Origin of the sequence: Erysipelatoclostridium sp. DFI.2.3 (genome assembly GCF_019132535.1) — a bacterium.
GTDB classification, from domain to species: domain Bacteria; phylum Bacillota_I; class Bacilli_A; order Erysipelotrichales; family Erysipelotrichaceae; genus Clostridium_AQ; species Clostridium_AQ innocuum.
This window is the reverse complement of the sequence record NZ_JAHOOJ010000001.1, coordinates 321,228-348,160: the sequence shown is the minus strand read 5'-3', so window position 1 is coordinate 348,160 and position 26,933 is coordinate 321,228. Positions and strand designations below refer to the sequence as shown.

Sequence of the window (26,933 nt, the reverse complement as noted above, 5' to 3'; positions counted from 1 at the left end):
AACACCTGTGTTTTTTTTCATGAACGCAAGGTGTTTAAGTCTTTATGAGTCAAAGGATGCGATGACCTTTAAAAAGGCTTCTCCGTACTTATCATATTTCACTTCACCGACACCGCTGACTCCCAGCATTTCTTCTCTTGAATGCGGTGCTTTCGCACACATATCATGCAGTGTCTTATCGGAGAAAACCATGTACGGAGGAACATGGGCTTTTCGTGCCAGCTGGGAACGGCAGATTCTCAGCAATTCAAACAGCCGGTTATCGCCACTATCTGTCTGTACCACAGGGGTCTGCACCTGCTTCTCCTTGACAATTTTCATTATCAGCGGACCATCTGTAGGAAGCAGCTCCTCCTGATGAATCGACAGTACCGAATAGCCGTCCTCACTCTGTTTCAGGATACCCTGAAATTGCAGATGCTGAAGGATTTCATAAAGATGATTGCGTGAGCTGTCCTTCAACGAACCATAAGCCGGATTTCTATCCAGATGATAGCTTTTGATTTTGGCGTTCGCACTGCCCTTAACAATATCTACAATCATCGTTTTCCCGAAGCGTTCTCCGCTGTGACGGATACATTCCACAAGACGGGATGCTTCCATACGGATATCACATTCCTCATATTGTGTCAGACAGTTTGAGCAGCTACCGCAGAAGCCATCACTTTCCTCACCGAAGTATTTTAACATGTAATGACGAAGACAGCTGGGAATCGTACAATAGAAGGTCATGGATTTCAACCGTTCCTTTTCCTTTTGCTGCAGCTCCATGCGAACAGCCTCTTCCATATCCTCATGACCGCTTCCCTGTTCAATCAAAAACTGATTCAAACGGACATCCTTGCCGCTGTACAGCAAGATACAATCTGCCTGTTCCCCGTCACGCCCGGCTCTTCCCGCCTCCTGATAATAGCTTTCCATATTTTTAGGCATATTGAAATGAACGACAAACCGCACATTGGATTTATCAATCCCCATTCCAAACGCATTGGTTGCGACCATGATGGTTTTTCTGTCATAGATGAAATCATCCTGATTATTCATACGCTCTGCATCGCTCAGACCGGCATGATAGCGTGTTGCCGCAAAGCCATCGGCGCATAGTCGATCACAGACCTCCTCCACTGTTTTTCTTGACAGACAGTAGACAATGCCCGCATCCTCCGTATGCTGTTTTACATAATGCAGAAGTGCCTGGTATTTATCCTTCGGCTTTTCCACAGCAAAGTACAAATTCTTACGTTCAAAGCCTGTCGTTATGGTATAAGGATCCTTCATATCCAGCAGCTGAAGAATATCTTCCTTTACCTGTGTGGTTGCCGTTGCAGTAAATGCAGAAACAATCGGTCGCTGCGGCATTTCCTTTAAGAACTCCCGAATATGTAAATAATGCGGTCGAAAATCCTGCCCCCACTGGCTGACACAGTGCGCCTCATCCACACATACCATGGAGATTTTCATCTCTTTTGCAAAGCTTAAAAATTCATCGCTCATCAGTCTTTCCGGAGCTACATATATGATCTTATAGGTATATCCGCGAGCGAGAGAAAGTGCCTTGCGATACTGGGCATAGGATAGGGAGCTGTTTAAATACGCTGCACGAATTCCAGCTTCGTTTAAGGTTCCCACCTGATCCTTCATCAGAGAAATCAAAGGAGAGATAACCAGTGTGATTCCCTCCAGCATCACGGCCGGGACCTGATAGCAGATAGATTTACCTGCCCCGGTTGGCATGATTCCCAACACATCATGGCGCTCCAGAATATTTGTTATCAGCTCCTGCTGACCTTCACGAAAGCTTTCATAACCGAAATATTTTTTTAAAACCTCATAATCCTTCATCATTTCACATCCCCACAGCTCGTCCTGTTTATTTAACCAACAGTCTGCTGCCTATTATAGTAACATTAAGTTACGTAATAATTCAATGAATACAGCTCTCCATTTATATAACTGATCGTATACTCCAAAGGAATCTCTCTATCGTCATAGGATATATTTTCCATAACGAGTGCTGTAGCCTCATCCTCCTGAAAAAGCTGCTGTGCATAAGCTCCATATAGTTTCTGTGTGAGAACCTTTTGACAAACGTGATGTATATGCAATTGATAATTCCTCTTCAATATATCATACAGCGATTGCTCCTCAAAGGTAATCTGCAGCAGATTTGGAAACATAAACGCATTGAGATGTGCCTTCTCAATCAAAATCGGCGTATCATTAGCATAACGTAGTCGAATGATGATATATACAAAGTCCCCTTCCTTCATATGCAGTTTTTTTGCAATTTTCTCATCTGCCTTTTCCATTGCAATTTTCAATAGATCTGACCGTGTACGATAGCCTGCCATCTGCATGGTTTCTTTCCAGCCATGTATGGTCTGCATGTTTTTCTCAATGCTGAACGTACTTACAAAAGTTCCCTTTCCTTTTTTCTTATGCAAAATACCTTTTGTTTGCAATATGTCAAATGCCTTTCTTACCGTCATACGACTTGTATGAAATTTCTCACAGAAGTCCTCCTCACTCGGTATCATCATTCCCTCTGCATAAATTCCATCTTCAATGTTATTCATAATATACTGCTCAATTTGTCGATAGATTGGTATTTTATTCTCCATACGTTCATCTCCTGTTAATGTACAGACATTCTAACATAACATTTGCACAATTTCCATTCTTTGGAAGAACAGATACAAACAACCCTGCATTCATTCCATTAAGGAGCTTTTGTGCAGGGTTGTTCATGTATGTTACAGAATATCTACTCAGGCAACAATCAGCAGCTCACTTAAACCACCAACAATTGCAATCAGAATGAAAATGATGAAAACCGTCGTAATCTTCATGTTCTTTTTATCCAGCAGAATCCAAGCCAATAGTGTCAGTCCCAATGGAAGCAGTCCGGGCATAATACTGTCGAGAATCCCCTGCAGACTGAATAGCATATCTCCACTGCGATAGGACCAGCCGGATACCGCACTGACATACTGGGCCGATATAGCACCTACTACAATCAGACCTACTATATTTGCCGCTCTTGTGATGATATCCTTACGTCCGCCGACAAACAGCACATCAGCAGCATTGATACCAAGCTTATAGCCTCTTGAAAATAATAGCCAGGTTCCGGGAATGATAATGCCAAGCCAGGCAACACAGTAGAACAGCGGTCCGGCAATACTGCCTGTGGATGCGGATAATCCCATGGCAATCGAACATAAAATAGGGCGCAGGGTTCCACCTATTAAGGAATCTCCCATACCGGCAAAGGGTCCCATCAATGCTGTTTTCGTACTTTGTATCAATTCATCCGGTATTTCCTCACCTTCAGCACGCTTTTCCTCCATTCCCAAAATCACGCCTGGAATAATAGAGCCGAAAGCTTCCTCCGTATTGAAAAACTGAGTATGTCTGTCCAACAGCTTCTGCTGTTCTTCCTTGGAATCATATAGCTTCTCGGATACAAGACCAAACATGCGGACAAATGCCGGAGCCATCATTCGTTCCATATTCTGACAGCCCAATGCAAATGTTATCCAGTTCACATAACATTTTCGTACATCTTTCTTTGATAAAATTGTCATACTTTTCACCTTCCCTAAGACTGTTTCACGCAGCGCAGATAGTCAAGATATGCAATAAATGCTGCCAGCACCGTGATTGCCACTATCGGCATTTTCAATATTGCCATCATAATGAACCCAACAAGAACATACAGTAATTCGATATTCTTTTTTAAAGTGAATTTAATCAACAATGCAAAGCCAACCGCCGGCAGAATACCACCAAGCACCTGGAATATAACACCCAGCTGATCCGAGATCAATGCAATCATTTTTGGAACATAATCTGCCCCGAAATAGCAGGCAAGGAAAATTGGAATAAAGCGGACGACAAATTGTGAAATATTGGAATAAATCGGAATTCTTGTTGCCTGCTTCAGCTTACCTTCCTCGATCCAGCGATCCTGCAAATGGACAAAGACTGCATTAAAGGTCGCAACACTATATACAGCCGCTACCCCAAGAAGACTCAGCGGTACAGAGATTCCCACTGCATATTCCGGAGATGCATTTGATACCAGCGCCAGCGGTATACCTATATAGGATGCAAAATTCACATCTCCCGGCACCGACATTCCCGGCGTTACCAGTCCCACATAAAGCGCCTGTATTGCTGCTCCAATTAAAACACCATTCTTAACATCCCCCAAAATCAGACCGATCAGAGCCCCTGCAACAATCGGGCGGCCAATCATATTCCATCCGCCAACTGTCCCCAACAGAAAGGTTCCATAAATGGAGCCCAGATACCCAAGTAACGCGATTAGTAAAGCTTGTAGTAAAGTCATAGTCCTATTCTCCTTTCACTAAAATGCTTCTTTCCATTCCATTTCTTTTTCACCCGGAACCTGTTGGAAATAAACACGTATTCCCATGGCATGCAGTTCTTCACACGCCGCTGCTTCACTATCCAGCAGGTACGAAAAGTAAGTAGCCTTTTTCGTTCCCTTTCGATTGCTCATCGGCCCGATATTCAAAGCCTTCGGCAGCACGGTACAGTTCTTCTGAAGCTCCAAAGCGATGATCGGATCCTTTACCAAAACCAGTGTACGCTCACTACTCTTTTCCGCCTGTTCAATTAAAGCAATCGCCGATTGTGCAGATGCCACATCCAGATGTACATTCGGAGGTACAGACATCTTGTAAATATTGCTCATGACCGGATTGGATGCAGTGAATGCATCAACCAAAATAATATAATCAATTTTGTAATCATTCAGAACCTTTACGATACATTGTCCGTGAATCAAACGGTCATCACACCGTAATACAGTAATTCCCATACTTCATTTCTCCTTTCAAAAGATTAGATGATATCACTTTGTTCAATCCAGCGATAATCGGTTTTGCTCACTGCCTGCAAACTGTCTCTCATGTCTTGCAGTGATATACTTTCCCGTTTTACTGCAAAATCCAGTAACAGCGCTAAATTGACACCACACACAACATGACAGCCGGTCTGAGCACTTAGCACACTTGCCGCATGGAAGGGCGTAGCCCCAAACAGATCCGTAAAGATAACAAGCTCCTCTCCCTCCATGGCAGCGGCAGCTTTTTGAAGACGCTCAATCAGTATCTCCAGACCATCTCCTTCCCGCAAGGAAACTGCTAACAGATTTTCCTGTTTGCCGGCAATCATTTCAACAGCCTCCAGAAATCCATTTGCCAGTCCGGCGTGCGTGGCTATAATTCCTCCTATCATAAATCCTCCTTTCTGTTCGTTATTCGTTCTCTATTTCCTTTAGTAATGTATCCAGCCGTCTTAATCCTTCCTGTAACAGCGGTCTTGGACAGGCAAAGTTCAAACGCTCATATGCAGCGCAGGAAGAACTGAATTCTGCACCATGATTCAAAATCAAACCTGCTTCATTCAGCAGCCTTTCATGTATATCGGCATGGAATTTCATCCAGTAAAAATATGTTCCCTGCGGCTGAAATGCAACTATCTGATCAGCATGACGCTTCACGAAGGCAGTTATAAGGTTTCTGTTGTCCTTCAGGTATGTAAGCAGCGCCTGCTGCCAGTCATTGGATTTCAAATACGCTGCCTTCACCGCCTCCATGGCAAAGATATTGATACTGCTGATTCCAATGAGTGAACAATAATCTTTTAGCTTTTTTTTCATTGATTCGTTTTTCACAAGAATTGCAGATACTTTCAAGCCTGCAAGATTGAAGGATTTGGTCGGTGATACGCAGGCAATCGTATGCTGCCGTGCGTAGGTGCTTACCTTCATAATCGGTATAAATTTTGCTTCATAAACAAAATCACTATGAATTTCATCTGAGATGATGAGCAAATGATATTTCTCACAAACTTCGGAAAGCCGCTTCAATTCCTCATATCCGAAAACACGTCCGCTGGGATTATGCGGATTGCACAGGATCAAGGCCTTTACAGTATCATCTTTTTTCAATCGATTTTCCAACTGTTCGAAATCAATTTCATACTGTTGATCATGTACACACATATCCACTGGTATCACCCTTCTGTCGCTGTTTTCCACACACGTTACAAACGGGTGATAGCAAGGCATCAGCAATAGAATACCGTCCTTCGGATTTGTAAACAGATGTATGGCAGCGGCAATGGAATACATGACACCGGTGGATAACATAACATCATCTGCGGTTATATCATAAGCATATTGTTTTTGAAAGCGTTCTGCGAACACTTCATAGTACAGTCTGCCTCGATCACTATAGCCGTAAATAGGATGAGAAGCACGTTTCATCAATGCTTCTTTTATTTCATCCGAGGCAGGCAGATCCATGTCTGCCAGCCACATAGGCAGAAGATCATCGCGTTGCAGTTTATCCTGATAACGATCCCATTTTGTAGACTCTGTATGTCTTCTATCTATCAGCTCATCAAATGTATACATATCATCATCTCTCTCATTTTTTCATTTGATCAATCAAATAAGCTGTGGTTTTCATAGGATTCGTTATGGCACTGCCCATTGTAACCATATCAGCTCCTGCCGCCCATACACCACGAAGCTGTTTACTATCCCATATTTTACCCTCTCCATTCACCAGACAGCTCGTCCTGCTTTTCAATTCGCGAATCAGCTGAATATCCGGTCCGCCCAGGTTGTTATGCATCGTATCTCTTGTATAGCCGCTTAATGTAGAGGAAAGGATGTCAAATCCTGCTTTTTCACAGATGATGCCTTCCTCAACCGTAGCCAGATCCGCCATCAATACGATATCGGGATATGCGGCTTTCAATCTTTGTACAAGCTCAGTTAATTCTTTCTCATTTCTACCCCGCAAGGTACCATCCAGTGCGACGACATCACATCCTGCCTCAATAACAGCTACAGCTGATTCATAATTCGGTGTGATAAAGACACTGTCATAAAAATCCGTGTCCGCTGATGGCATGACTTTATTGATTCCTATCAGCGGTGCATCTGTAAGTGCACGTATGGCTCTTACATTTTCAGGCCAGCATGCCCGGATCCCTTTGGCTCCGCCTGCCAGCACACATTTTGCCATCGTGACCATATTTTCTGTGCCATACAATGGATTATCTTCGTATGCCTGACAGGAAACGATTAGTTGTCCCTTCAGGCGCTGTAGAATTTCCCGTTTTGTCATAGGCGCGCCTTTTTATACATTCTTGTATATTTCTCGAAATATTCATCATTGACATGCTCAGTGCCTTCGCTATTCAAGCTTACAAATACAGGTGGTGTTACTCCTTTTTCTTTTATATAATAGGCACACTGAACACTGATTGCCTGTGCGATAAAGGTATTGGCCATAGATGAAGTCGGGCACACCGCAGCAGCTACCCCCTCCATCTGTACTGCACAATCTCCGGGCACACCACAGTTATCAATCACGATATCTGCAATATCCATCAGCATTTTTCCACTTTCATGACGGGATGAAACAGCGTTTGAATGTGCAATATTGGTGATTGCAATGACAGAAGCTCCTCGTTTCCTTGCTTCGATTGCCATTTCTATAGGGTAGGCATTTCTTCCGGAATTGGATGCGATCAATACGACATCCCCTTCCTCTATATCATACAAATCAGCCAGTATAGCCGCATAACCGCTCAGTCTTTCCAAAAACGAGCTTTTTGTAGGATGCTCTGTCATCGTCAGCTCACTAGTCATAATGGGAACTACAAATGCGAGACCTCCTGCACGTCCATAGAATTCTTCACAAAGTGTATGGGAATGACCGCTTCCTGTAACGTAAAACGTTTTGTGTGCCAGAAAGCAATCTGCAATCAGCTTTGCCGCCTGGTCAAGCTGTTCCTGCTGGGTTTCCCTTACCTTGTTTAATACATCAAATCCAGTCTCAAATACTTTATTTATCATTTTTTCCTCCTTAACATGTATATACATGTAATAACCGTAAAATTTTTTATCATTGCGGGCAATGGTTGAGAATGTGCATATAGAAAGCCTTATAATCATGGTTGCTGTTGAACGCATGTCTTGGTATCAATATGCTGGATCCGTCATGGAGTGTCAGCAGCAGAAGCTTTTTGAAATATAAGAAATGTGTAATTTCCTCATACGGATAAGAATGTTGCTTTTTTCCTGTGTGTATCAGCAATGACTCTTTGGCTGAAACTATCTCGATTCTCTCATAAGTTATTTCTTTATGTTCTTTTAATATCTGCTTTAATAGTATATGATTCATAAATGTATCGCAAAAAGTCAGCCATAAAAAACAAATCACCAGAACCAGAGATATCGCTGCCGGATGTTTCAACTGAAATGCTGGAATACTAGCAAGCAGCATAATTGCGACCATCCATCGCAGCACCGTTTTCCTCCGCTTTACATCTGCATTCTCCAAACTTCTATACAGCGTAAAGCGTGCAGCATCGCGATAATCTAATTCATAGGATATCTGCATACGCACACCCTCCTTTATGGAGTTTTCTCCATAATATTTTATTATTTTGAGTTTTAACTCCACATCCATATGATACCATGGATGTATATACATGTAAATAGTAAAATAACACTATTTTCTATTTTTTATACAAAACTTGTAACCGCTATAATAATAAAAGTATGACAAATGCGTATCAGATGATACAAAGCATTGTTGTGTCCTGCCCCTATATGTTTTTTCTCAACCTCAACATAAAAAAACAATACGACCATATAGACCATCGTACTGTTCTTTATAACTGATTTATCATGAAAACTATTTTGACAATAAAGCCCGAAATGAATTTATTTCTAAGATTCATCTCTTGTTTTGCCATAGATAACTCTAGCAATATTTTCTCTGGCAATACGGACACTTCCAGCATTATGCAATCCATATCCACTGGTAAGTAAATCAAGAATAAACAGCTGTGAGACCATGGATGAGAAGGTTCCTGCATTCATTAAATTCACTTTTCCATAGCTGATAATTACACAATCTGACAATTTGGCAAGCGTCGATGTTATGTGATTGGTTATCGTTATTATTTTGCAGCCTGTTTTTATTGCTACTTCAGCCGCTTCGATCAGATCCTTTGTTTCACCGGATACCGATACAATGATAATCAAATTCTTTTCATTACAAAGACTCGCCTGCATTAACTGTCGATGTGAATCCGTCACTGCCTTTGTCTGTTTACCGAATCGAAAAAGTCTTGATTCGCCCATGGAAGCCGCGAGACCGCTTGTACCGATACCGAAAAAATAGATATATTCAGCTTCCTCAATCAACTGTATTGCATGATTGATTTCTTCCTGCTGAATCATGGAATCCGTTATCTGAATTGTTTGTATCAGATTATTCTTTATACATTCGTGCTTATCTGTCTCCTGCTGCTTTCCGTCATCGTCGATTGCCAATAAAAATTTCAATTCCTGAAATCCTTTCAGCTTCATTTTCCGACAGAATCGTACGATTGTCGCTTCTCCCACGTTCAGCATAACGGCAAGCTCGGACAGCGTTAAATCAATAACCTTGGAATTACTCTCGATTATGAAATCCGCTATTCGCTTCTCTGATTTTGTGAAGGATGGATAATATGACTCAATAATGCCTAATGTTTGCATGAACCTCACCTCTATTATATTCTTTCATGTCTATCTGCTTTCATTATACATGAAAACAATTTAATTTCACGAAAAAACAGACGTGTTCCATACCTTTCTATCCTGCATACCCTTTCTCAATCAGATATTTACGTACATCACTGATAAAATACAGAGATCCTGTAATAACAAGAGGCTTCACTTTTTGTAATGCATGTGGAATCGCCCGCTCATAGCTCTCCATCAGATGTATATGCTTTCTACCCTCCAGCAGTCTCACATCCAATGCACGTTCATTGTAAAAGGGCACAACGAGAATTTCTCCACATACTGTTTCCAGCTCCTGCAGCATCGCTTCGAAATTCTTATCCTTCAACACAGAAAACAGTACCTGCACATCCTCCATCTGCTTCAGCGTTTCACACAGGGCATGAATACCATCCGCATTATGTGCGCCGTCCAAAATGATGAGAGGCTCTTTTGAAATTGTTTCAAACCGTCCGATCCAGACAGCCTGATGCAGACCTGTTCGCAGCTGTACTTCTGTAAGCCGGATATGCCCCTGTCTTTGCAGATATAAGCATACCTCTATCGCAAGGGCAGCATTTCGACACTGATACCTTGCTTTTCCATATAATGCAACATCCTTTAAATTCCCATAATCAAAGGACAACCCGTCAGCTGTTTCCTGTATATTTGAAATTTCCCCTGCCTTTATACATTGTGCATGAGCCGAAGCGGTATGCTTCTGAAACACCTGCAGACAGCACTCCTTATCCTCTGCAGTGATCAAGTCAATACCTTCCTTCACAATTCCAGCCTTTTCTTTTGCAATTTTTTCCAGAGTATCACCGAGAAATTCCATGTGATCCATTCCGATATTCGTAATCACCGACACGAGCGGCTGCAGGATGTTGGTTGCATCCTTTCGACCGCCAAGTCCTGTTTCAAACACGCAGAAATCCACTTGTTCCTCCAGGTAATAGAAGACCGCAATGCACATATCGATTTCAAACATACTGAGGTCCCATTCCATCCAGCTGTCGTAATACCGATTGGTGATTCCAAGAAACGCTTCCTCCCTTATATCCTGATTATTGATCCGAATACGATCCAGATGGGTAATCATAAAAGGAGATGTGAAGCTTCCTACCTTGTAGCCGGCTGCCTGCAGGATACTACGGATATCATTTGTCGTGCTGCCCTTGCCATTCGTTCCGGCGATATGAATGCTTCGTAAACGATTCTGCGGATTTCCAAGTGATGCCATATACTGCTTAAAATGGTCAAGTCCATAGCCTCGATTTTTTCTTTGTTCAATGATGGCAATCACATCCTCTGCTTTCTGAAATCTCATTCACTCAGCCTCCAGTCGATAGGAGTTCTTCCCATTTCCTCTAAATATCTGTTCACAGTGGAAAACGGCCGGCTGCCAAAAAAGCCTCTGGATGCGGATAACGGGGATGGATGTGCAGACATCAGGATGCGATGCTGTCTACCGGTAATCAGCTCTGCTTTTTTCTGTGCATGGCTCCCCCACAGTACGAAAACTATTCCCTTTTCCTGCTCATTCAAAGCTGAAATAACCGTATCCGTAAAGGTTTCCCAGCCCTTTTTCTTATGTGATGCCGCCTGTCCTTCCCGTACGCTCATAACCGTATTCATCAGAAAAACACCCTGCTTCGTCCAGTCTGTCAAGCATCCGTGAGACGGTGCATCAATATTCATATCACTCTTTAATTCCTTGTAAATATTCTTCAGGCTGCGTGGTATTTGTACGCCCTTTCGAACAGAAAAACAAAGTCCGTGCGCCTGATCTGGCTGATGATATGGATCCTGTCCGAGTATCACCACCTTCACTGCTTCAAAGGGGCAGCTTGTGAAGCAGGTGAATAAATCCTCCCTTGGAGGATAGATTGTCCTATGTGCATATTCCTCATCCAGAAACTGCATCAGCTTCCGGTAATATTCCTTTTGTTCTTCCTGCTGGAAGAGTTCCTTCCATTGCTTCATGTTTTATCACTTCCTCAAACGGTATAATCATATCATAATTAAAGGAGAGGTAACAGTACCATTCCTTTGATAAAATTCTGAAACGATATAAAAGCCGAAACTGTAAAAAAAGAAAACCATATCCTTTATAAAGCATGATTCTCTTAGAAAGATGTACACAGAATGATAAAAGGGATACCTTCAGATTGCCTCGATTCACAGATGAAGTTCACAAATCTTGAGGCACAGCATAAGGATAACCCGGACTACCCACTGGTTAGTCGAGCCATCTACTATTGCAGCAGGCTTCTATCAAAGCAGAAGAATGCACAGATGGATTTCAGCATTCTGATTATGATAAGATTAAAAAAGGTATTCTATTTGGATCTGTATCCAGCATGCTGGGGAAAAGGATAATGCCATCAAGGTATACTCCATTGTTGAAATCTTCAAAAAAGACTCTTCCATCGAATGAATAAGACACCATTCCTATGAGACAGAAAAGATTACACATGGCCGATATACCAATGCGATGTTTACATCCATAAACAGGAACCGGAGAAACTGTATATCTTGTACAATGACTGTTTATTTTCATATAAAAGAAAGTCTATGAATAGTTGTGGATTCAGCTTTTTTCCAAGCAATTCCCAACCGCCATGACTTTCCTTTTTAACAATTCTATTATTTTAAATCACTTCTTTTATCAATATCCCGTACCTCATCCACATCGCATGGCACAGCGATGACCTTTTCCCTGTATTTTTTCAAAATCTGTTTTCCACCCTGTTCATCCGCCAAGGCTAACAGCTCCTTGTAATATTTCCTGGGGAATATAGCAGGATTTCTTAAAATACCTTGACAGGTAACACAGATAATATGTTCTCCATCTGCCAGCTCCAGCAGCTTCTTAAATGTATGTAAGCGCAGATACGGCTGATCCGCAACACACAGCATTGCCTGATCAGCAGTACTTCTTTCAATTCCAAGTCGTATGGAAAACGATTGTCCTTTTCGGGCCTGCGTATTGAAAACCACAACTGCGTTATAGTCCCTTGCCAGCTTTTCAACTTCTTCATACTGTGTTACCACGATGAGAGAATGCGGGTTTAAAGTCGAAAGCTTTTGCAGTGTATGTGCAATCAGCGGCATCCCGTCCAGCTCATACAACAGCTTATTTCCCTGAAACCTGCGCGAATATCCGGAGGCTAACAGAATGAGGTCAGTCTTCATCCTTCTTTATTAAAACCTTTTCTGCTGTGATCGGCAATGTGCGAACCTGCACACCGCTTGCATGTGCTACAGCCGACGCAATTGCCGGTGCCGGTGTGTTGATAACAACCTCGCCGATGGATTTCGCCCCGAACGGACCATTATCCTCGTAGCTGCTTTCAAAATCAACCCGTATTGTACCGACATCCTGCCGTGACGGGATTTTATATTGCAGAAAGGAATTGTTGCGCATCCTGCCCTTACAGGAGTACGTGATATCCTCATAGAGCGCCATACCGATTCCCTGAGCAATACCACCCTCTGTCTGAATTCTGGCAAGATTGGGATTGATAACCGTCCCGCAGTCCACAACAGCCGCATAATCCACCAGCGTAATCTCACCCGTGAGCTTATCTACATCCACCTCTGCGATTCCTGCCATAAACGGAGGAGGAGAAGTCGGTGAACAGTGGGATGCACTAGCTATCAGACACGCACCCTTGCCGCCCGCAAAACAGCGGTTCGCAAACTCTGCCAGTGTGATTTCTTTGTCATCCTCCACTGCACGAAGCATACTTCCATCAAATGTGATATGCTCCTCTTCCACGTCCAGAAGGACTGCCGCCTCACGCAGAATCTGTTTCTTTAACTCCTCACACGTTTTCACAACTGCCATGCCGGTTACATAGGTCGTTGCGGAAGCATAGGAGCCGGTATCGTATGGAGATGCGTCTGTATCCACAGACTGTGTTATGATATTATCCACATCACAGTCCAGACATTCCGCAGCCATCTGCGCCAAAATCGTATCACATCCGGTACCCATATCCGTTGCGCCGATCGACAAGGTGTAAAATCCGTCATCCTGCAGCTTGATCACGGTTGATGCGATATCCACGTTGGCAATACCGCTTCCTTGCATGGACAAAGCTACACCTAGACCACGCACCTTATCTCCCATGTCACGGCACAGTGCCTTCTCCTTCCAACCAATCATATCCATAGCCTTCCTGAGACAGCGATCCAGTGCACAGCTGTTTAAATGCTCGCCATAATACTGCTTCATAACTTCATCTTCCTGCACCATATTCTTCAAACGCAGCTCACATGGATCAATATGCAGGGTATCCGCCAGTTCATTCACTGCAGATTCTACTGCAAACTGTCCCTGCGTAGCGCCATAGCCGCGGTATGCACCTGCTGTCATTGTATTTGTATAAACGACATCCGAAACAAAGCGGCTTGCCTTTACATGATTATAAATCGGAAGTGACTTATGTCCGCTTAAACCGACAGTCGTTGACCCATGCTCTCCATAGGCACCTGTATTGGACAGGGTGTACAAATCGATTGCACGGATTTCCCCATCCTTCATGGCACCGATTTTCACATGCATCTTCATTTCATGGCGGGAGTTGCTCGCCATAAAGGTTTCCTCTCTGGTATACACAAGCTTGCACGGCTTCTTCAGCTTCCATGTCACAAAGGCTGTAAAGATTTCGGTACAGCCTGTCTGCTTGGCGCCAAACCCTCCGCCGATTCGCGGCTTGATCACCTTGATCTGTGATTTTGGTAGCTCCAGCGCATTGGCAACCATGCGCCGGATATGGAAAGGCACCTGTGTGGAGCTGACCACATTCAAGCGGTCAAAGGTATCCATATAGGCATAGGAGCGAAAGGTTTCCATCATCGCCTGTGCATTGGCTTTTGTATGATACTCACGTTCCAAAACAACATCGCATTCCGCAAACGCCTGATCGACATCACCAACGATGCTTTCATCATGAGAGTGCAGATTGCGCAGCCGTTCATTCCCGATTTCACACAGCAGCTTATAGTCCTCTTCCGCATGAACGATAACCGGATGGTCGAGTGCCTTTGTGAAATCCAGCACAGCATCATATACTTCATACTCAACACGAATCAGCTTCATCGCCTGCAGCGCACTCGCTTCATTCTTTGCGACAATGATGGCAACCTCATCACCGACATACCGTACAACCTCATCCAGTATCAGACGATCATATGGGGATGGCTCGGGATAGGTCTGCCCTGCCAGCGTGAATCTTGATGCAGGAACATCCTTATAGGTAAATATGGCTTCGACACCGGGAATGCGTTTCGCAGCACCGGTATCGATGGATTTGATTCTCGCATGCGCATGCGGTGAGCGAAGCAGCTTGATGACAAGACAGTCCGCAGGAGCCAGATCATCCGTATACACCGGCTTCCCGCTAAGCAGAGCATAGGCATCCTTCTTTATAACGGGCTGATTGATGTACTTCATGCGGCTTCCCCTCCTTTCAACAGCCAGGCTCTGATGGCACGAAGCTGTCCCATATAGCCGGTACAGCGACAAAGATTCCCTGCCAGCCAGTGCTTGATTTCCTCATCTGTCCAAGTCCTGTTTTCCTTTTTCATGGCAAGCACCTGCATCATCATTCCCGGTGAACAGAATCCACATTGCTCCGCCCCCTCTTTTGCCATAAAATCCGCAAATTCCTTTGCCTCTTTTTCCACACCCTCCAGCGTGGTAATGCGATGACCATCCGCGCGTCCCACAGGCACACTGCAGGACAGCACTGTTTTTTCATCCATCCATACGCTGCATAAGCCGCAGTTTGTCGTTTCACAGCCGCATTTCACACTCCTGTAGCCCTGTTCGCGCAGAAACTGCAGCAGCGTCTGCCCTGCAGGAACATCTGCCTGTATTCGTTTTCCATTTACGGTAATTGTTACATTCATGCGGCATCCTCCTTCAGCTGTTTCAAAAGACGCAGCGTTAATGCATAGATCAAAGCAGAACGATATTCTGCACTCCCCCGCATATTATCTTCACATTCCACACACGTCTGCATATGCTTTGCGATCATTTCCTGATCCTCACTCCAGGGCATGGTAAAACGCTGCGCACGTTTTGGGCGGGAGCCTGCGACAATACGCAGAGATTCCCCTGCTTTTGCGGCAGACATATTCAGAACCGGAAGATCCGTAGCACTTCTTCGCACACAGGCAAAGGCTGTGTTTACCGGCTCCTTTTTCAGCACGACATGCGTCAGAATATCCCGTTCATACGGCATGGCTGCATACTCCTGTAAGGAAATCCTTCCCTGTTTATGCAGAATCACCTCTGCATCCAGACAAAGCAATGCGCATAGTACATCAGAAAAGCCGAAGCGGGAATACAAGGAGCCTCCCAGCGTAGCAGTATTTCGAAACTGTACTCCTACGATATCCTTCAGTGCATCCGTTAACAGCGATCCGAATGCTTCTTGCAGACCTTCATGGGTTTCCAGTGCACGCAAAGAGGTCATAGCACCAATCGTGAAGCTGTCCTCATCTTCTTCAATCATATCCAGATGCAAATCACATAAATCAATAGCAACCGGAATCGTACGTTCCTGCATACGCAGCCACAGCATCCCAGCGATAATCTGATTCATTCGGTTTTTCTGCAGAAGCTCATATGCTTCATCGAGGCTCTTTGCCTTGCAGTATTGCTGAATCGTCAGCATAGTTATTCTCCTTCCATATAAGAGTAGGTTCACTCTTAGTTCCAATCACTGTAAAGGTATCCCCGTACAGTTCATTATAATACGTACAGCAGGCTGCCGTCATTTCCGGACGCGGCCCGCGTATATGTGCATACAGCTTTCCCTGATGCAGCAGCACAAGCTCATCCGCATACTGCAGGGCCAGGTTGGGATCATGCATACTGATCAGCATACTTCTTCCCTGAAGCTTCAGCCGCAGCATCTCCTGCAGAAACTGATGCTGGCGCCGATAATCCAGATAGGTACACGGCTCATCCATCACCATAAGGGCAGCATCCTGTAAAAAGGCTCTGGCAACATAGGTCATCTGCAATTCTCCACCGCTGATTTCCTGTAATAATTTTCCTTCAATATGGGACAGGTTCCAGTCCTTTAACAGTGCATGCACCTGCTCGTACTGTTTTTTCGAAGGCAGGGCAAACGGGGAGAGTGTACGTGCAAAGCCGCTTACGATACATTCCTCCACCGCAAGATCCTCTACGGTTTCCTTAATCTGGGGAACATAGCTGAACAAAGCGGCAAGCTGTCGCTGCTTCAGCGAATGTATATCGCTCTTTTCATGCAAGATACAGCCTTTATAGGGAATATATTGCAGAAGGGAACGAATCAGTGTTGTTTTCCCGCTGCCGTTCTCTCCCAGCAGCATAACGATGCGGCCCTTTGGTATCGCAAAGCTGATATCCTTTAAAATGTCTCTGCCCTGCAGCTGTACTGATAGATGTTGTATGGAAATCATAAATGCAGCCTTCCCTTCACAAATAGTACCACAAGTGCAAGAGCACCAAACAGACTGGTAAGTATGCTGATGGGTATTTCAATCGTCATAAGGGTCCGTGCCAGTGTATCGCACAGAAGCAGAAAGATCGCTCCGCTGACTGCTGTAATTCCCATCGTCTGTGAAATCGGCTTGCGACAGGCGATACGGATAATATGGGGTATCAGCAGAGAAACCCAGCTGACGATTCCCGCAACACTGATCACACTGGAAATCAGAAGGGTAGCCAGAAGCAGGGATACCCATCGTATGAGCTTCACATTGACGCCAAGGGTGGAGGCCTCTTCTCCAAATGAAAGCAGCTGTATCTGCCAGCGCAGCAGATACAAGCCACTCATTCCAAGTGTGCACAGCACAAGGGTAAGAAGGACGGCAGACCACGAGGCATCGGAGAACCCGCCCATCAGCCAGTATTCCATATTTGCCAGCTGCGTTGCAGGATCTGCATACAGCTTCATCATCATCATGAGAGAGGTCGCAACCGCCTGCAGAATCAATCCGGCAACCACCAGATTCAGGATTCTGTTCCCTCTGACGCGGGAGGCAAGCAGAAAGGTCAGAATAACCAGCAGCATACCTGTAAGAAAGGCACACAACTCGATAAACCAGGATTCCTGATAGAAAAGTATCGCAAACACCGCACCCAGAGAACAGCCACTGCTTGCACCGATAACATCACCGCTAGCCAGAGGATTTCGGAAAATCGTCTGATAGACAACGCCGGATACCGCCAGTGCCGCACCGCTGATACTGACCAGAAGAATCCTTGGCATCCGCAGATTCCACACCAGTGACTGTGTCAGCTCATCACTGGAAAACAGCAGCGCCCTTGCGATATCCGAAAGGCTGCTGCCGTATCTGCCTGCGCACAGAGAACCCAGAGCCAGCACTGCCAGCAGCAGTCCAAGCCAGAATCTGCGTCTCATATCACAGGCCCAGATCGCTGTCCTTTACCTCTATGTGATAGAAGGTACGGTAAAAGTCCTTTGCTTCCTGCTTTACTGTATCCATGGAGAGATTATCCGGATACAGCGTTGCATATGCCCACAGTGCACCCAGACAGCTGGACAGATTCGGGGTATCCCAGGTTTCCAGCGGACTTGGGAATTCATACACCTGCTTCTTCTTTACCGCGTTTAAGGAAGACAGTGCGGAATCCTGCAAAACACTCTTCACATCTGCACCGCCGTTTTCAAGGAAAATCACATCCGGATTCATATCCAGCAGGGTTTCTTTCCCAATCGTACTCCAGCCCTTTCCAGCCTTTGCCATGACATTTTCAGCCTTCGCACTCTTCAGGAGGCTGTTCTGGAACATATCGGAGCCTGCTCCCTCCAGCAGACTGCTGCCGGACATATACACCTTCTTTGCTACTCCGGTATCCGTTATGTATTTTTCCATCAGTACATCACGATAGTTGAAATAATTCTGTGCTTCCTCTCTTGCACCAAGCGCGATTGCAATCAGATTAACGGCTTCATCATATTCCGTCTGTGTTTCCGGATTCAACAGGATAACCTTCATTCCGGCGTCCTCCAGCTTTCCGACATAGCTCTTCAAAGCAATCGGCAGAAATGCAACATCCGCCCGCGTTTTGATGGCAGCCTCTACATTAAAGGACTTTTTATTTCCCATTGCCGGAAGCTCTAGGATTTCAGGAGCAGCCTGCTTATAAATTTCACGCTGATCCGCTTTCATTTCCACACCGACCAGCTTGTCCTTCTGACCAAGACCGATCACCGTACTCGTTGCGATATAATATCCGCTGATCGCCTTCTCTGCAGGCTTATCGAAATTTACCTTTCTGCCGGCCTGATCGGTAATGATAAAGCCTTCACTTACTTTTTTTTCATCTTCCTTGCCTGTATCCGTACACGCCATCAGAGACAGCGCCATGATAGCAGACATAGCTGTCATTAAAAACCTTTTCATATCTTAGCCTCCCATTGCTTTCAGAATGTATTTTTTTACATCCTCATATGCCATCACATCCAAATCAAAGACGATCACATCTTTTCTGGCTGCTATTTCATGAATATATTGTATATCATATTTCTTTAAAACACCAAGAATGTTTGGAAATTTATCTATACTATCCAGCAGTGTTTGCAGGTATATGGTTTCCTTTTGTTCCAGATGTCCGATTTCATCGAGAATCAGGATATGCTCCTGCAGCCTGCACGCCTGCTGTAACAGCTGTGTGCCAAAGCTGTTGAATACTCCCGGTATCACTTCGTTCCACGTTTCATGCTGCATCGAAAAGCGCTGATCGTTGTGCCCCATTGCATGCAGCGCATGCAGATAAAAGCCGGCTCGCCGCTGTTCCTCATAAAAAGGGAGTGTCAGAAAGCCGCAGACAGACTTATGACACTCCCGGATACATTCCTGAATGCAGGTCGATTTTCCAATCTGTTTCTGTCCAGTCAGGAAAATCTTCATACTATTCCTCTTCGCTCTTTTTCTTTGGCAGAATCAGATTCAATACCGTAGCAATCACAAAGGTCATGATGATACCGTTCTGTGCAAAGATGTTTCCAACCCAGGAAGGAAGCTGTGCAAGAACAGCTGGTACATTTCCGATTCCCACTCCCAGACCAATGGCCAGAGCAACGATCAGACCGTTACGCTCATCCAGCGGCTCTCTTGTTAAAGACTGGATACCACTGACCAGAATCATGGCAAACATAATGACAGCGGCACCACCTAACACAGACTGCGGCATAACAGAGAATAAGGCACTCAGCTTCGGACAGAATCCGCACAGAATCAGGAATACAGCACCTGTCATAATAACAAAGCGGTTAACGACCTTTGTTACAGCGACAAGACCGACATTCTGTGAAAAGGAGGTGTTTGGCAGTACACCGAAGATTGCGCCCAGAATAGAGCCAAGACCATCAGCCATAACACCACCCTGCAGCTCTTTATCTGTGGCTTCCCGGTTCAACCCGCCGTTTGCGACACCGGAAACATCTCCGATCGTTTCCACAGTCGTTGCGATGAACATGATTCCCATCGCTATAATTGCCTGAGAATTAAACTCAAAGGCTACCGGCATAAAGGCCGGAAGTGCAAACCAGCTGGCAGAGGACACCTGTGTAAAGTCCACCATACCAAGTATAGTAGCCAGAATATAGCCTGCGACGATACCAATCAGTATAGAGGCATTGTTTATTGCTCCCTTAAACTGCTTGGCAATCAATATGACAATGATAACGAAGGTTCCAACAAGCAGATGATTGGTGCTTCCGAAATCTGCAGCGCCGTTTCCTCCTCCGAAGTAGTTGATTCCTACCGGCAGCAGGGAAAGTCCGATCGAAATGATGACCAGACTGGTCACAACCGGTGGAAACAGCTTACGCAGCGGCTTGATGAAATACCCCATAACCATTTCAAAAATACCACCGATAAAGCTCGCCCCCATCAGGGCACCGTAGCCAAACGCCGCCCCAATGGCCTTTGCTGTTCCGATAAAGCCGGAGCTGGTACCCATTACGATTGGCAGTCCGCTTCCGATTTTCCAAAACGGATACAGCTGAAACAGGGTCGCAATACCTGCGACAAACATAGCATTCTGAATCAGTGTCATTTTTAATACACCGCTCATTTCCAGCATACCGCAGACGATAATCAGCGGGGATACATTCCCCAGAAACATCGCAAGAATATGCTGAATCCCAAGTGGCAGCGCTTTTTTCAGCGGTACCGTTCCATCCAATTCATAGATGGAGTCTTTCTTTTTCTCTTCCATTACGTTCTCCTTCAATGAAAAAAGTTCCCGTCGATTATGCGGGAACCAATCTTTTATCATAGATATAATAAAATGATCAGTTCCGTAGTCCCAGAGGTATCGGTCTGGGGTAGAGACATTCGCACCATACCACGCGAATTATACGAAACGTAAAGATTTTACCACATATTGTATTATTTTTCTACATAAATAAACACTTTACCTGTCAGCTTTAAAAAAAGTGTGATCACACCGTACAGGATATCCGATATTACAACCTGCAAGCTTTCTTTTTCCTGTATACAACAGCTGACAATGCTGACCCCTATCCGAGCGATTGTGGAATACAAGCCGTTGGAAATCAATGGATACTTATCCATATAATGTATACCATCCATTGATTTGAACTATATGTAAACAGTCACAAAACAATCATACATGTTAAAATAGAACTATAAGATGTATAGAGAATGAAAAGAGAGGTGAATCAATGACAAAACTGAAAAACAAAATCAAAGAAGCGGTATCCTCTGTATTACCGATTACCTGTATTGTATTTTTATTAAGTATCACAATCACTCCGATGCCGGTGGGTACCATGCTGCTGTTTGCCTGTGGTGCCGTAATGCTGATTATCGGCATGGGACTTTTTTCCCTGGGTGCGGATATGTCCATGATGCTAATGGGAGAGGGCATCGGCACCATGCTCAGCACGTCAAAAAAAAGATGTCTTATGGTATGCATCACCTTTGTCATCGGCTTTATCATAACGATTGCAGAGCCTGATCTCACAGTGCTTGCACATCAGGTTCCCGGCATTCCGGACAACACGTTAATCTGGACAGTCGCTGCCGGTGTCGGCTTCTTTCTGGTCATGGCTTTGCTGAGAATACTGTTTCACTGGAATTTGAAATATCTGCTTATGCTGTTTTATGCACTGGTATTTATGCTTGCCTACTTTTCCATGGATACCTTCATGGCAGTAGCCTTTGACAGCGGCGGGGTTACAACCGGTCCAATCACGGTCCCCTTTCTCATGGCACTGGGCATTGGTATGGCCAATGTCACGCAGAAGCATGCAGAAGAGGAGAGCTTTGGTATCGTAGCGCTGTGCAGCATCGGTCCGATTCTGGCAGTCCTGCTGCTGGGCATTCTGTATGAGCCACAGGGTGCGACATATACACCGTTTGAAATGGCTTATGTGGAAACAAGCAAGGATGTCATTCGGATTTTTCTGACAGAGCTGCCGCATTACATGTGGGAGGTAAGCAAGGCACTGCTTCCCATCCTGTGCTTCTTTCTCCTGTTTCAGCTTATCAGCAGCTATTTCAACAAACGTGCCATCATTAAAATTCTCGTTGGCGCTCTGTATACCTTTCTCGGTCTTATTCTGTTCCTATGCGGAGTCAATGTCGGCTTCATGCCCGCCGGTTATTTCATAGGAACGCAGATAGCAGCCTTGTCCTATAACTGGATTTTAATCCCCATCGGCGTGCTGATCGGCTTCTTCATTGTGAAGGCGGAGCCGGCTGTGCATGTGCTTACCCGTCAGGTGGAGGATATTTCATCAGGTACCATATCGACGAAGGCCATGCTGTATTCTCTTTCAATCGGTGTTGGCATATCGCTTGGAATCGCCATGCTGCGCATATTGAGCTGTATCAGCATCATGGTATTTCTGATTCCGGGGTATCTTACAGCAATTATACTGAGCTTCTTTGTACCTAACGTATTTACAGGCATCGCCTTTGATTCCGGCGGTGTAGCCAGCGGTCCGATGACAGCCACCTTCCTGCTGCCGTTTGCCATGGGTGCCTGTGAGCAGCTTGGGGGAAATGTTTTACTGGATGCATTCGGCATTGTAGCGATGGTGGCAATGACACCGCTTCTGACCATCCAGATTCTTGGTCTTGTGATGACAAAGCATAAAAAGACAGCTGCCGGGGAGCTGCAGGAGGATAGCATTATGGAGTTTGAGGAGGTCATAAATGAGCGGACAGAAAATTAAGTGTCTGGTGATTATTGTAAACCGGGATAAAGGAGAGCAGGTCGCAGAGCTATGCCGGTCATACCAGCTGTATTTCACCTATGGCATTCTCGCACTGGGAACAGCAGGCTCTGATCTGCTGGATTATCTGGGAATCGGTGAAACGGATAAGGAGCTGCTGTTCTGCTGTCTTCCTGCCCAGCTGGAGCATGAGGTTATGCATCGGATCGCAAAGGAAACACAAATCAGAAAAATGGGGCACGGTATTATGTTTACCATGCCGCTGAGCGGAATCAGCAGCCTGTTTCAACGTAAAATTTTATGTGGAAGAATCTATGAGGAGGAAGAGATGGAACAGAAGGAACGTAAGTATGAGCTTGTTATTGCGGTCGTAGAACACGGCTGGCGTGATCAGGTTATGGAAGCTGCCAAGGAAGCGAACGCCACCGGTGGTACGGTTCTCCATGCCCGTTCCCTGCATGAGGATGATGCGACCTCCTTTCTCGGTATCAGGCTGCAGGGTGAAAAGGATATCGTTGTAATTTTATCCGTCTATGAGAATTACAAGCAGATCATGCATGAAATCAATATGGCTGCAGGTCTTCAAACCGAAGCCAAAGGTCTTATTTTCTCCATGCCGGTGGATGAATTCATCGGAATGTAAACTGAAAAAGCTTCAGCTCATGCCTTTGCTCAATGCAGGTTTGTTACATCATGATGAAAAGGGTCAATGCTGACCCTTTTTTCATCTTGTTTCAACGTGAATTGTTCCAGCCCCTCAGCGATAAGCAAGGTGCAGCAACGTCCCCTGTCTTATCTCACGTCGTCCGCTTGCCGCTTAGTCGTGATCCGTTTCCTTATCCCATTCCAGAATTGTCCCCTTGTATGCATCAATTGAATACTCATATTCTGTGGAGCCTTTGCGAAATTCAATTTCATATACCGACATACCGTCATCGTTTTCCAGCTTCGCCTTGGTGAAGGTCACACTGCCTGCCTGCAGACCGGCGTGTGAGAGTGCTGTGCTTTTTGCACGATCCACTCCGATATAGGAAGCGGATGGCTTTGACTGCTCCTGATTTTGAATTTCCAGCCGTTCAGATTTTCGTTCTCTGACAGCCCCGCTTTCTGCATCAAGCTCATAATCATATTCCATAGTCGCAGTCACAAATTCGATTTCATATACCTGCCTGCCATTTTCATAATCCAGCTTTGTCTTTGTAAAGGTCGCAGCTTTTGCACTCACACCGGCATCCTGCAGCGCTCTGCTTCTGGCATCTGCTTTACTGATCAGCTGTTGTGAGGCTGTTGAATTGCCCTTGTTGTTTTCTGGTTCACTGCCTGAAGCTGCATTCGTTTCCATATCCTTTTCCAGAATCGTCCCATCCTTTGCGAGCAGCTTGTATTCATATGTCTTCTGTGCAGTTTTAAATTTCAGCTCGTAAATCTCCTGCGCATCCTCTTTGTTTAAGGAAGCCTTGAGAAAGGTTCCGTCACGTTCCTTCAGCCCTGCATTCTTCAGCATCCTATTCTTTGCATCCTGTAGCGAAATCGGGGACGTATCTGCTGCGGGGCCTTGTTTCCATGTGTCCACATCCCGATCCAGGATATGTCCGTCCTTTGCGGTAATCGTATATTCATAGGCATGCTCATCCGTATGGAATTTCACCTCATATACGCTTTGTCCGTCATCCTTTTCCAATGCCGCCTTTTCAAACTGTGCCGCTGTAGCTTTCACACCGGCATCCTGCAATGCAATTTCCTTTGCCTTGTCCGCATCGATACGGCTGTCTGCTTCCATCGCGTTCGTTATTATAACACCACCGCCTGCTAAAACTGAGATACCGCCGATTGCCAGTAATGCCTTCACAGATGTGGAAAGCTGTTGTATTTTTTTCATCATCTCATTCACTCCTTTATTTCCTTTACACCAGTAGTATAGCAGAGAAAGATGAAAGCAATATGAGAATACATATTTATTTCATCGGTACACAGAAGGTAAAGCAGGAGCCCTTTCCCTGCACACTTTCCACCTTCATATAGCCATGATGCAGCTGCGCAATCTCCTGTACCATCGCCAGTCCCAGACCGCTCCCCTGATTGCTGCGGGAAGCATCCGCCTGATAAAACCGCTGCCATATATGTGCAAGCTGATCCTTCGCAATTCCCCTGCCGTCATCCGTCACCGATAATAAGACCTCTGCGTGTTCCTGCTTCAGATCAACCTGAATATGCCCGTGCTCTTTTCCATAGCGATACGCATTGGCAATCAGATTTGCAAGCAGACGCTGCAGCAGCTCCCTGTTTCCCATGACCAACACATGCTCTTCCAGCTGCCAGCTCAGCGCGATGTTCTTCTCGCGTATCAAGCGAAGATCCTCACAAACGGAAGCACATAGGCTGCTGAAGTCAAGCTTCACCATGCATATGCTATCCCTTTTCTGCTCCATGCGTGTCATCATCAGCATATCATTGATAAGGACGGACATCTTCTGTCCCTGTCTTTGAATCAGCCGCAATGCATCCGCATAGGTACTCTTGTCCTGTTCCTCCTCCAGTGACAGCTCGCATTGGGAAAGAATCACCGTTACCGGGGTGCGAAGCTCATGGGACATATCTCTGGTAACCTGCTTTTCCGCCTGAAAGGACGCCTCCAGCCGATCCATCATACCGTTGAAGGTATCTGCCAGCTGATGCAATTCATCCTGTCCCTTATTCAGCTCGATCCGCTTCTTCAGATCCTGTCCCTGCTGAATACCGGAGGCTGCCTGTATCATTTGCTGAATCGGGCGCAGAAACCGGCCTGCCAGAAAATACCCGCCCGCAAGTGCCAGTAAAATCAATACGGGAATCAGCCACATGGAAAGGATAACGATTGCATCCATCCAGCGTGCTCCCTGACTGCGGGATACTATGCCGCGCAGCCACAGATCCTCCATGCCTTCTCCCTTCAAGGAGCGATCATACAGATAATACGTTGTTCCCTTATAGCGAAGTGTCTGCAATTTATTATCAGCAAAGGCAATATCTCCGCTTGCCTCTGCTATTGGATTTTCTCCATACAGCAGCTCATAATCCTCCTTATATAAGGTGGTATATATCCCATTCATCTGATCCAGATAGTCATCATCAATTTCAAGATACCCGTTTTTATACTGTATGTAAATATCTCTGTCGCCATCCGGATTGGCATCCTCCTTATTTCTGTAATACTCTACCTCGTCCACATTGTCACTGACCATTTCCACCAGAGAGTCCTTGATGTTTTTCTGTACGACATTATCACTGATCATCCACACACAGCCCAGTGTCAGGGCAGCCAGAACACTCATGGCCAGTGCAAACCACAGCGTGATTTTCGCACGAATACTCAGACGCTTCATGAAGGCTCCTTTATTACATAACCGCTTCCTCGTACTGTATGAATCAGCTTGCAGGTGGATGCGCCATCGATCTTTTTACGCAGATAGCTGATATAAACATCTACCAGATTCGTGCCTCCTGCATAATCGAAATCCCAGATATGCTCCTCAATAGTTTCTCTGGAAAGCACGATATTTTTATTCAGCAGCATATATTCCAGCAATGCATATTCCTTTGCGGAAAGCAGTATCAGCTTATTTGCGCGGTGCACTGTATGCGTAGCCGTGTCCAGAGTTAAATCGCCGACCTGAAGAAGGGAGGTCTGACTTCCCTTGGACAGACGGATCATCGTTCGGATTCTGGCCATCAGCTCAGCAAAGGAAAACGGCTTGATCAAATAATCGTTAGCTCCGCTGTCCAGCCCCAGAACACGGTCTTCAATGGAATCCCGCGCACTCAGAAACAATACAGGTGTCATTCTTCCCTCAGCACGCAGCTGCTTCAAAACCGCATAGCCGTCCATCACCGGCATCATGATATCAAGAATTACAGCATCGTAATCGGCAACAGCCAGAAACTCCAGAGCCTCCGCTCCATCAAAGCAGGCATCTACCGTATAGCCTTCCTTTCTGAGCTTTTGACATACTATATCATTCAGATCACGTTCATCCTCTGCAAACAATAGTCTCATTCCTGCATCTCCTTCCTTTGCTTCCATAGTATCATACAAATATGAAAGT

General features: G+C 45.2%; 28 protein-coding genes and 1 riboswitch. Of the genes, 3 read left to right on the top strand and 25 right to left on the bottom strand.

Annotated elements, in window-relative coordinates; all coding sequences use genetic code 11:
- Positions 1-42 precede the first annotated feature (42 nt).
- The 13 genes from recQ to KSZ58_RS01740 all read right to left on the bottom strand — a co-directional run bounded on the left by recQ (position 43) and on the right by KSZ58_RS01740 (position 11,593).
- Complete coding sequence (gene recQ, locus KSZ58_RS01800) at positions 43-1,845, bottom strand: DNA helicase RecQ (RefSeq protein ID WP_009270278.1); 1,803 nt, start codon at positions 1,843-1,845, stop codon at positions 43-45.
- Between the two features lie 62 nt (positions 1,846-1,907).
- Positions 1,908-2,621, bottom strand: coding sequence for a GntR family transcriptional regulator (locus KSZ58_RS01795; RefSeq protein WP_008818379.1), 714 nt, complete (start codon positions 2,619-2,621; stop codon positions 1,908-1,910).
- Between the two features lie 147 nt (positions 2,622-2,768).
- Positions 2,769-3,587: a PTS system mannose/fructose/sorbose family transporter subunit IID gene (locus KSZ58_RS01790; protein ID WP_002607133.1), complete on the bottom strand. Its 819-nt coding sequence runs from the start codon at positions 3,585-3,587 to the stop codon at positions 2,769-2,771.
- Between the two features lie 14 nt (positions 3,588-3,601).
- Positions 3,602-4,354 (bottom strand): PTS sugar transporter subunit IIC, encoded by a 753-nt coding sequence (locus KSZ58_RS01785; RefSeq protein WP_009270277.1) that lies wholly within the window; start codon positions 4,352-4,354, stop codon positions 3,602-3,604.
- 18 nt (positions 4,355-4,372) lie between these two features.
- On the bottom strand, positions 4,373-4,849 hold the full coding sequence (locus tag KSZ58_RS01780; protein ID WP_008818377.1) for a PTS sugar transporter subunit IIB: 477 nt from the start codon (positions 4,847-4,849) through the stop codon (positions 4,373-4,375).
- A 23-nt stretch (positions 4,850-4,872) separates the two neighbouring features.
- Positions 4,873-5,268, bottom strand: a complete 396-nt coding sequence (locus KSZ58_RS01775) for a PTS sugar transporter subunit IIA (protein WP_008818376.1) — start codon at positions 5,266-5,268, stop codon at positions 4,873-4,875.
- Positions 5,269-5,287: 19 nt separating this feature from the next.
- The gene (locus KSZ58_RS01770; protein ID WP_009270276.1) at positions 5,288-6,451 is read right to left on the bottom strand and encodes a MalY/PatB family protein; all 1,164 of its coding nucleotides are present in this window, start codon (positions 6,449-6,451) and stop codon (positions 5,288-5,290) included.
- Positions 6,452-6,464: 13 nt separating this feature from the next.
- Positions 6,465-7,172: an N-acetylmannosamine-6-phosphate 2-epimerase gene (locus KSZ58_RS01765; RefSeq protein WP_009270275.1), complete on the bottom strand. Its 708-nt coding sequence runs from the start codon at positions 7,170-7,172 to the stop codon at positions 6,465-6,467.
- Positions 7,169-7,906 carry a sugar isomerase domain-containing protein gene (locus KSZ58_RS01760; protein ID WP_008818374.1) on the bottom strand — a complete coding sequence of 246 codons (738 nt, stop codon included), beginning with the start codon at positions 7,904-7,906 and terminating at the stop codon, positions 7,169-7,171. Before KSZ58_RS01760 ends, KSZ58_RS01765 begins: the two co-directional genes overlap by 4 nt.
- Positions 7,907-7,955: 49 nt before the next feature.
- A complete protein-coding gene (locus KSZ58_RS01755; protein WP_009270274.1) occupies positions 7,956-8,453 on the bottom strand; it encodes a YcxB family protein in 498 nt (165 codons plus the stop codon).
- Between the two features lie 332 nt (positions 8,454-8,785).
- Positions 8,786-9,601 carry a MurR/RpiR family transcriptional regulator gene (locus KSZ58_RS01750; protein WP_009270273.1) on the bottom strand — a complete coding sequence of 272 codons (816 nt, stop codon included), beginning with the start codon at positions 9,599-9,601 and terminating at the stop codon, positions 8,786-8,788.
- A 97-nt stretch (positions 9,602-9,698) separates the two neighbouring features.
- Positions 9,699-10,937, bottom strand: a complete 1,239-nt coding sequence (locus KSZ58_RS01745) for a folylpolyglutamate synthase/dihydrofolate synthase family protein (RefSeq protein WP_009270272.1) — start codon at positions 10,935-10,937, stop codon at positions 9,699-9,701.
- A complete protein-coding gene (locus KSZ58_RS01740) occupies positions 10,934-11,593 on the bottom strand; it encodes a uracil-DNA glycosylase (RefSeq protein ID WP_008818370.1) in 660 nt (219 codons plus the stop codon). The genes KSZ58_RS01745 and KSZ58_RS01740 overlap by 4 nt, the downstream gene beginning before the upstream one ends.
- Positions 11,594-11,794: 201 nt before the next feature.
- Between KSZ58_RS01740 and KSZ58_RS01735 the strand changes: the two genes are divergently transcribed.
- Entirely contained in the window at positions 11,795-11,989 is a 195-nt protein-coding gene (locus KSZ58_RS01735; RefSeq protein WP_238135780.1) for a hypothetical protein, read from the top strand.
- Positions 11,990-12,256: 267 nt separating this feature from the next.
- Here the strand turns inward: KSZ58_RS01735 and KSZ58_RS01730 are convergent, their stop codons facing one another.
- The 9 genes from KSZ58_RS01730 to KSZ58_RS01690 are packed head-to-tail and all read right to left on the bottom strand — an operon-like array spanning position 12,257 to position 20,864.
- Positions 12,257-12,805 (bottom strand): NTP transferase domain-containing protein, encoded by a 549-nt coding sequence (locus KSZ58_RS01730; protein WP_009270271.1) that lies wholly within the window; start codon positions 12,803-12,805, stop codon positions 12,257-12,259.
- On the bottom strand, positions 12,795-15,071 hold the full coding sequence (locus tag KSZ58_RS01725) for a xanthine dehydrogenase family protein molybdopterin-binding subunit (RefSeq protein ID WP_008818368.1): 2,277 nt from the start codon (positions 15,069-15,071) through the stop codon (positions 12,795-12,797). Before KSZ58_RS01725 ends, KSZ58_RS01730 begins: the two co-directional genes overlap by 11 nt.
- Positions 15,068-15,529 (bottom strand): (2Fe-2S)-binding protein, encoded by a 462-nt coding sequence (locus KSZ58_RS01720; protein ID WP_002607119.1) that lies wholly within the window; start codon positions 15,527-15,529, stop codon positions 15,068-15,070. Before KSZ58_RS01720 ends, KSZ58_RS01725 begins: the two co-directional genes overlap by 4 nt.
- Positions 15,526-16,299, bottom strand: coding sequence for a xanthine dehydrogenase family protein subunit M (locus KSZ58_RS01715; protein ID WP_008818367.1), 774 nt, complete (start codon positions 16,297-16,299; stop codon positions 15,526-15,528). The genes KSZ58_RS01720 and KSZ58_RS01715 overlap by 4 nt, the downstream gene beginning before the upstream one ends.
- Complete coding sequence (locus KSZ58_RS01710; protein ID WP_009270270.1) at positions 16,256-17,074, bottom strand: ABC transporter ATP-binding protein; 819 nt, start codon at positions 17,072-17,074, stop codon at positions 16,256-16,258. The genes KSZ58_RS01715 and KSZ58_RS01710 overlap by 44 nt, the downstream gene beginning before the upstream one ends.
- Positions 17,071-18,039, bottom strand: coding sequence for an iron ABC transporter permease (locus KSZ58_RS01705; RefSeq protein ID WP_009270269.1), 969 nt, complete (start codon positions 18,037-18,039; stop codon positions 17,071-17,073). The genes KSZ58_RS01710 and KSZ58_RS01705 overlap by 4 nt, the downstream gene beginning before the upstream one ends.
- A gap of 1 nt (position 18,040) precedes the next feature.
- Positions 18,041-19,045 carry an ABC transporter substrate-binding protein gene (locus KSZ58_RS01700; RefSeq protein WP_008818364.1) on the bottom strand — a complete coding sequence of 335 codons (1,005 nt, stop codon included), beginning with the start codon at positions 19,043-19,045 and terminating at the stop codon, positions 18,041-18,043.
- A 3-nt stretch (positions 19,046-19,048) separates the two neighbouring features.
- Positions 19,049-19,552 carry a nucleoside-triphosphatase gene (locus KSZ58_RS01695; RefSeq protein ID WP_009270268.1) on the bottom strand — a complete coding sequence of 168 codons (504 nt, stop codon included), beginning with the start codon at positions 19,550-19,552 and terminating at the stop codon, positions 19,049-19,051.
- Position 19,553: 1 nt separating this feature from the next.
- A complete protein-coding gene (locus KSZ58_RS01690; RefSeq protein WP_009270267.1) occupies positions 19,554-20,864 on the bottom strand; it encodes a uracil-xanthine permease family protein in 1,311 nt (436 codons plus the stop codon).
- A gap of 65 nt (positions 20,865-20,929) precedes the next feature.
- A riboswitch (purine riboswitch) is annotated at positions 20,930-21,030 on the bottom strand.
- A gap of 303 nt (positions 21,031-21,333) precedes the next feature.
- Here KSZ58_RS01690 and KSZ58_RS01685 point away from each other — a divergent pair.
- Both KSZ58_RS01685 and KSZ58_RS01680 read left to right on the top strand, forming a co-directional pair.
- Positions 21,334-22,851, top strand: coding sequence for a DUF1538 domain-containing protein (locus KSZ58_RS01685; protein ID WP_008818362.1), 1,518 nt, complete (start codon positions 21,334-21,336; stop codon positions 22,849-22,851).
- Positions 22,832-23,494: a hypothetical protein gene (locus tag KSZ58_RS01680; RefSeq protein ID WP_002607111.1), complete on the top strand. Its 663-nt coding sequence runs from the start codon at positions 22,832-22,834 to the stop codon at positions 23,492-23,494. Before KSZ58_RS01685 ends, KSZ58_RS01680 begins: the two co-directional genes overlap by 20 nt.
- A 174-nt stretch (positions 23,495-23,668) precedes the next feature.
- On the opposite strand, the gene KSZ58_RS01675 is transcribed toward KSZ58_RS01680, so the two are convergent.
- The 3 genes from KSZ58_RS01675 to KSZ58_RS01665 all read right to left on the bottom strand — a co-directional run bounded on the left by KSZ58_RS01675 (position 23,669) and on the right by KSZ58_RS01665 (position 26,884).
- Positions 23,669-24,733 carry a PepSY domain-containing protein gene (locus KSZ58_RS01675; protein ID WP_008818361.1) on the bottom strand — a complete coding sequence of 355 codons (1,065 nt, stop codon included), beginning with the start codon at positions 24,731-24,733 and terminating at the stop codon, positions 23,669-23,671.
- A 73-nt stretch (positions 24,734-24,806) separates the two neighbouring features.
- Positions 24,807-26,213 carry a HAMP domain-containing sensor histidine kinase gene (locus tag KSZ58_RS01670; RefSeq protein ID WP_008818360.1) on the bottom strand — a complete coding sequence of 469 codons (1,407 nt, stop codon included), beginning with the start codon at positions 26,211-26,213 and terminating at the stop codon, positions 24,807-24,809.
- On the bottom strand, positions 26,210-26,884 hold the full coding sequence (locus KSZ58_RS01665) for a response regulator transcription factor (protein ID WP_002607108.1): 675 nt from the start codon (positions 26,882-26,884) through the stop codon (positions 26,210-26,212). The genes KSZ58_RS01670 and KSZ58_RS01665 overlap by 4 nt, the downstream gene beginning before the upstream one ends.
- Between the last annotated feature and the right edge of the window lie 49 nt (positions 26,885-26,933).